Source organism: Pseudomonas sp. PSPC3-2 (assembly GCF_049897085.1).
Lineage (GTDB): Bacteria > Pseudomonadota > Gammaproteobacteria > Pseudomonadales > Pseudomonadaceae > Aquipseudomonas > Aquipseudomonas paraveronii.
This window is the reverse complement of record NZ_JAFCVO010000038.1, coordinates 1-2,819: the sequence shown is the minus strand read 5'-3', so window position 1 is coordinate 2,819 and position 2,819 is coordinate 1. Positions and strand designations below refer to the sequence as shown.

General features: G+C 58.6%; 3 protein-coding genes and 1 pseudogene. All 4 read right to left on the bottom strand.

The annotated features are described in order from the left end of the window. A partial coding sequence (locus tag ACP7CJ_RS28755; protein WP_426103228.1) for a T6SS phospholipase effector Tle1-like catalytic domain-containing protein occupies positions 1 to 1,434 on the bottom strand: 1,434 nt, incomplete at its 3' end. Further along, positions 1,422 to 1,943, bottom strand: a complete 522-nt coding sequence (locus ACP7CJ_RS28750; RefSeq protein WP_426103226.1) for a DUF3304 domain-containing protein — start codon at positions 1,941 to 1,943, stop codon at positions 1,422 to 1,424. The genes ACP7CJ_RS28755 and ACP7CJ_RS28750, both read right to left, overlap by 13 nt. A 28-nt stretch (positions 1,944 to 1,971) precedes the next feature. Further along, positions 1,972 to 2,463 carry a DUF3304 domain-containing protein gene (locus ACP7CJ_RS28745; protein WP_426103230.1) on the bottom strand — a complete coding sequence of 164 codons (492 nt, stop codon included), beginning with the start codon at positions 2,461 to 2,463 and terminating at the stop codon, positions 1,972 to 1,974. Positions 2,464 to 2,530: 67 nt separating this feature from the next. Continuing rightward, positions 2,531 to 2,819 (bottom strand): annotated as a pseudogene (locus tag ACP7CJ_RS28740) (T6SS phospholipase effector Tle1-like catalytic domain-containing protein); the annotation flags it as partial.

The window sequence follows — 2,819 nt, the reverse complement described above, 5'->3', positions numbered from 1 at the left end:
TTCCAGCGTGGTGGTGGTCGCGAGGGGCTGGTAGCGTTCAATTTGTTCGATGGGCAGAGGGTGGGAAACATGGGGCAGGCCCAGGGTCATCTGGCGCCAGGCGTTGAAGCGGTTGACCAGAGCCGGCGCAACAGCAAATGCCCTTTCCACATCAGTTTCCATTGCACGCCATAACTCATGGCGCAACCCTATTGGCAGGGAACCTGGAGGTACCTTTAACGGTGCACCATGAACGAAAGCGTCAGCATATAAGTCGTGCAACGCGATCTGTGACAGCAGCAGACGGTCATCCCTGCCGGTGGCCTTCCCCTGATCCCCAGGCGGATACCCTCCACCCAAATCCGAGTGCACCCCCGGATAGATCACTTCCACACTGTTCACCGGATAACTGCCACTCTCGCGGCGAATCGACTCCAGCGGAAAACACAGACGCTGCTCAAAACCAGCCGCAAGATGCAGGCAACGCTTGACCAGCCCACCACCGGGAAGCTCCTGATTACCATCGGCCCAGGCCATATGCCCATCTGCCCCTGGCATAATATCGGCAATGCCCACCGAGGCCACGGTGTCCAGTAACCCCAGGTACTCCACACTCAGCGGGACTTCCAGATCGTCCAGTTTAAGGAACGGTCGGTAACGCATCAGCTCATTCAACCAACTGACAAAGGCCCGCGCCGCCGACGCGCCACGGGAAAAGCCAAAAACATACAACTTGATGCCCAACAGTTTCGATGAGCCGGGGTTTGGCTGTGCCAGCGCCAGGCGCAACGGCTTTTCAATCGCCTTGAGCTGCTTGCTGAACACTGCGGCACGGTTGGCTTGGCCCTTGATAAATTCCAGCCCTGGCAACGTGCCCATGGCGCCGACCGCCGCCTTCAGGCTCGCGTTGTCCTGTCGAGGCAAACCCAGCGTGCGCCGCAGGGCATCGATAAGCATCAGCAGTCCCCAGTTGATCCGCTCTTCGCCGAACCAGGCGCCCGCCAGCCCGACAGCGGTGAAATCCAGGTCGCCCACCTCCGCAAACGGCGTGCCGACGCCGGGCATGTAGTACTTGAAGTACTGGCCATTGCCGGTGCCTGCCGCATCGGTCAACCGCTGGGCCTCGTCGCGGTGCCCGGTACCACCGGCATACCCGTCCCCGATGGTGGCGCGAAACAGCCGGGCGATATTGGTTGGGTGCGGCTTAGTGGCTATGTACAAGTCATCATTCAGATTATTGCCAGTGCCGTCGAAAAACAGGCTGATGTGCACCGTCTTGCAGCACGGTGGCGTAACCCGATAACCGGCCGCCAGGCACAATGCATCTTGATAACCTCGCTCCAGCTCGCACTGTCGAAGGATATTTTGCTGAACCTGTTCGACGCGGCGAGGCAAACGTCCACGGAATGGAAATGGCTGCGGATACCAAACACTGGCATGTTTCATTTCGGACATGATTGAGGCTCCGGCAAGTGCAGCGGGGTCTTGATCGGGTACTCGGGACTACCATAGGCATAACAGGAGGTGGTGACCTGGATCTCATCGCACGGAAGAAAGTGTACGGTGAGACCACAGACTTTCTGGTCCGTGTAATCAGGGACTGGTACTACCTTCGAGTGCCTGCTCGTTTGCGCGTCAATCTGCTTTTCCCACGCAAGATACTTGGGCCAATCTTCGTAACCGGGGAATCCATCGGCGTATGCGACACCGCGTTCCCAATCAACACGCACCGTCATTCCCAGCTGCCAGCGCGACGGAGCGACGTAACAGCAACCTCCCCCGCCCCCCTGATACGGACCGATGATGTCGATACCCGATCGACCGTCGACACTAAAGCGGTTGATCGCCCAGTGGGTGTGGTTAATGGCTTCAAGGGTGCTGGCCAGGGCGCTTTGCGCGAGCAATGCGCCAACAAGGGCTCCGAGCAGGGCGAGGCGATACCTGCCGTCCGTGGGGCTGGGCATCACCGCACCTCCCGATTAAGACCGCACATTACTTCGGACATGACTGAGGCTCCGGCAAGTGCAGCGGGGTTTTGATCGGGTATTCGGGGCTGCCATAGGCGTAGCAGGAGGTGGTGACCTGGAGTTCATCACAGGGCAGGAAATGTACGGTTAGGCCGCAGACTTTTTGGCCGGTGTAGTCGGGGATGGGGACTAGTTTGCTGTGTTGGCGTTTTTGGGCATCGACTTTGTCTAGCCAAGCATCGTACTTAGCCTCATCAGCAAGGCCAGGGTTGTCATAGGAATAAGCCACTCCGGTTTCCCAATCAACACGCACAGTCATTCCCGGCTGCCAGCGCGACGGGGCGACGTAACAGCAACCTCCCCCGCCACCTTGGTACGGCCCAACAATGTCGATACCCGAGCGACCGTCGACACCGAAGCGGTTAATGGCCCAGTGAGTGTGATTAATAGCTTCAAGGGTGCTGGCCTGAGCACTTTGCACAAGCACAGCCCCAACCAGACCGCATATGGCAGCCATCAGCACTCGATACGAAATAGGATTGGACATGAGTTTGATTCCTGGAGCAGAGCATCGAAAGACGGGGTCAGGCTGGCGCATTGCTCACCTCGCTGACCTTGGCGTAATAGGCGTCCCAGTGCGCCTCGATGGCTTGCTGAGCCTCGGCCATACGTTGTGCATCCATGACGGGGAATTGAGCGGCAACGGAAAGTCCCGAGCTTGGCAAAGGCGTGCGCCCGGCGAGCATCGTCGCTGTCACTTCAGGATTAAGCGCAAGCTCTCTTCTGCTGGCTTCGCCGAAAAACACCATGCGCTCACGGAAATAGCTGCCCATCCACTCGCGCCCCATTGAATAAAGAAACCAGGCGCGGGAA

Coding starts and splice junctions, on each gene's coding strand:
- ACP7CJ_RS28745 (WP_426103230.1), bottom strand. CDS start 2,463: ATGGCTGCCATATGCGGTCTGGTTGGGGCTGTGCTTGTGCAAAGTGCT.
- ACP7CJ_RS28750 (WP_426103226.1), bottom strand. CDS start 1,943: ATGCCCAGCCCCACGGACGGCAGGTATCGCCTCGCCCTGCTCGGAGCC.